Here is a 3,249-nt window from a genome sequence, read left to right as displayed (position 1 = left end):
TTATTATAATATGGAGGTGGTAATATGGCACTTAACACAGATGTAGACTACAAAAACGTCGACATGGATAAGGTAGACCTTAACGATCCAAGGGTAATGGACTCTATAACCCTTGATGGTAAGGACAAGAAGGTTGGATTTATTAAGTTTATAATTTTCTCTTCTATTGCATTTGCTTTATTCTTTTTACCTGTTAACGTTAATGGTTCATCTAACGTACTATTTGGTGTTATCTATTCATCAATTATTAAATTTTTAGGGGTACCTGGTTTCTGGTATATAGCAGCATTAATTACAGGAAATGCTCTACTTAGCTTATACGGTAAGTATATAGCAAAGGAAGGTAGCAAATTATATGAGTACTATAAAACAGACTCAATAATTCACCCTGTTTTATATGTGCTTGCATCAGTATTTGTTGTTATGTACTGCTTAAGCATTACATTCCCATCACTAAACCTACCTGAAATAATTGTAGGTGAAGGAGTGGGTGGAGTTGTAATTCCTGATATAGTTGTTGGAGTTGGCTGGATTGTTCCTGTTGGAGCGGTGTTTGTACCATTCCTACTTAATTATGGAAGTATAGACTTTTTCGGAGTTATGTTAGAACCTTTAATGAGGCCTTTATTTAAGGTTCCAGGAAAAAGTGCAATAGACTGTACAGCATCATTTGTTGGGTCAACTACAATGTCAATTATAATAACAAGTAGGCTTTTAAAGAACAATACCTACACTAAGAAGGAAGCTGCTATTATTGCAAGTTCATTTAGTGCAGTAAGTGTTGGATATGCATTTGTTGTTATGACTACAGCAGATCTTGCAGAGAAGTTTGTCCCATTATACTTTGCATCATTTTTGCTAACTTTCATTGTTACATTCTTTACTGTTAGAATACCACCACTTAAGAACCTTGATAGTGTATATGCAAGTGGTAGAGTACAAACAGATGAGGACTTTAAAAATGAGCCAAAGTATGGTCGTGGAATTTTAAAGAAGGGATTTGATAGAGCTTGTAAGAGAGCTTACTTCTCAGGTAACCTTGTTAAAAGTATTAAGGATAGTGTTGTAGATGGATTTATGGTACTTCCTAAGGTTATTTCACTACTTTGTGTTATTGGTATACTGAGTATGATTGTTGCTAAGAACACACCTGTATTTGAATGGCTTGGATACATATTCCTTCCACTTTTACAGCTTTGCCAAGTACCTGATGCATCAGCTATTGCAGCATGTTTACCTGTTGGAATAACAGAAATGTTTATACCAACACTTATTATAGCTGATCAAAATCATTTAATAAGTGAAGTTGCAAGGGCAGTAGTTATTATGGTATCAATGGTTCAGGTTATATTCTTTGCAGAGTCAGTTGTAGTTATTAAATCAACTGGTATTCCAATAAGCATTAAGCAATTAGTTGTTGTATTCCTTCAAAGAACAGTAATCGCAGTACCATTTGCTGCAGTATTTGCATACATAATAATGTAATAATTTAATATAGAAAACATCTTTAGGGATTAAGTATTTAAAAGGTTTAGCGAAATATATGCTAGGCCTTTTAATATTTATGTAAAGGTTTTTATTATTATATTGCTTTTTATAATAAAGTTTCATAATATTATTATAAAGACATAATGCAGGAGAGGATATAAGAATGTGGGGAGTAATATATGTTGCCCATCATGTAGATGAGGTGAATAGAATTAAGGACAGTCTTGAGGATGCAGGGATTATTTCAAGAACTAGAGAGGTTCTTAAAAGTAAGGATAAAAGTGGACTTATCGAAATTTTAGTTATGGAAAGTGACATTCCAGAGGCATATGAAATCATTTCATCAATATAATTATCATATACAGGAAATACTAAGTTCCATAATTAAATTTATTGCGGAGGAAAAAATATGAAAACCATAGGGATATTAACAAGCGGAGGAGATGCTCCTGGTATGAATGCTGCTATAAGAGCTATTACTAGGGTTTCTTTAGCTAAGGGTATTAAGGTTATGGGGATTCAAAGAGGATATAATGGCCTTATTAACGGTGAGGTTTTTGAAATGGATAGAAATTCTGTATCAGACATTATCCAAAGAGGAGGAACAGTTCTTAAAACAGCTAGAAGTGATGAGTTTAGAACTGAAGAAGGTAGAGCTAAGGCTGCTAACGTTCTTAAGGTGTTTGGTATAGAAGGACTTATAGTACTTGGAGGAGATGGTTCCTTTAGAGGTGCACAGGCACTATCTAGGGAATACGGAGTTAAGACAATATGCATTCCATGTACCATAGATAACGATTTAGAGTATACAGAATATACAATAGGATTTGATACAGCACTTAACACTGTTGTAGATGTTATTAATAAGCTTCGTGATACATCAGCATCACATGAAAGGGTTAGTATAATCGAAGTTATGGGTCGTAGCTGTGGAGATATTGCACTTTATGCAGGTATTGCAGCAGGTGCAGAGTCAGTTATTATACCAGAGGTTGAATTTGACTTTGATAGCCTATGTAGAAGCGTAATCGAAACTAAGGTACTTGGAAAGCTTCATTATATAGTTGTTGTAGCAGAGGGAGCAGGAAAGGCCCATGATATTGCTGAGAAGGTAGAGAAGTGTACCTCAGTACAGGCAAGAGCAACTGTACCTGGTCATATCCAAAGAGGAGGATCACCTAGTGCATTCGACAGGCTACTTGCTACTAAGTTTGGAGCATATGCTGTTGAGTCACTTGAAAATGGTGAAAGCCAAGTTGTTATTGGAATTAAGAATAATAAGATTATACATATGGATATAGATGAGGCACTTAGTCTTGAAAAAACAGTAGATAAGGACTTATACAACTTAGCAAACAAACTGTCTATCTAAGGAGGCCCAAAATGAGAAAAACCAAAATTATATGTACAATAGGACCTACTAGTGAATCAAGGGATATGCTAGAGAGTCTTATTGAAGAGGGAATGAACACAGCAAGACTTAATTTTTCACATGGATGCCATGAGGAGCATAGGGCTAGAATGGATACTATTAAGGAAATTAGACAAAAGGCAGATAAGCCTGTTGCAATACTTCTTGATACTAAGGGCCCTGAGATTAGAACAGGTAAGTTTAAGGACAAAGCAGTTCAGCTTAACAAGGGAGATAAATTTACCTTAACAGTAGATGAGATTCTAGGGGATAATACTATATGTAGTGTTAGCTACAAAAACCTTAACAAAGACGTTGTTGCCGGTAATATTATTTTAATAGATGATGGG

The 3,249-nt window shown here is 35.0% G+C and carries 4 protein-coding genes; all 4 read left to right on the top strand.

The features are described 5' to 3' along the window. Positions 1-24: 24 nt before the first annotated feature. Positions 25-1,485: a YjiH family protein gene (locus RR539_RS07995; RefSeq protein WP_332500318.1), complete on the top strand. Its 1,461-nt coding sequence runs from the start codon at positions 25-27 to the stop codon at positions 1,483-1,485. A gap of 166 nt (positions 1,486-1,651) precedes the next feature. Further along, positions 1,652-1,840, top strand: a complete 189-nt coding sequence (locus tag RR539_RS07990) for a hypothetical protein (protein ID WP_332473789.1) — start codon at positions 1,652-1,654, stop codon at positions 1,838-1,840. A gap of 57 nt (positions 1,841-1,897) precedes the next feature. Then, entirely contained in the window at positions 1,898-2,860 is a 963-nt protein-coding gene (gene pfkA / locus RR539_RS07985; protein ID WP_332500317.1) for a 6-phosphofructokinase, read from the top strand. Between the two features lie 11 nt (positions 2,861-2,871). Continuing rightward, a partial coding sequence (locus tag RR539_RS07980) for a pyruvate kinase (RefSeq protein WP_332500316.1) occupies positions 2,872-3,249 on the top strand: 378 nt, incomplete at its 3' end.

The organism is Clostridium sp., from assembly GCF_036639235.1.
Taxonomy (GTDB): Bacteria; Bacillota; Clostridia; order Clostridiales; family Caloramatoraceae; genus Clostridium_AB.
The sequence above is the reverse complement of the archived record's forward strand: the minus strand, read 5'-3'. Positions and strand labels throughout refer to the sequence as shown.

What these genes read in the sequence shown, in the direction of transcription:
- RR539_RS07995 (WP_332500318.1), top strand. Translation starts at nt 25, where the DNA reads ATGGCACTTAACACAGATGTAGACTACAAAAACGTCGACATGGATAAG.
- RR539_RS07990 (WP_332473789.1), top strand. Translation starts at nt 1,652, where the DNA reads ATGTGGGGAGTAATATATGTTGCCCATCATGTAGATGAGGTGAATAGA.
- pfkA (WP_332500317.1), top strand. Translation starts at nt 1,898, where the DNA reads ATGAAAACCATAGGGATATTAACAAGCGGAGGAGATGCTCCTGGTATG.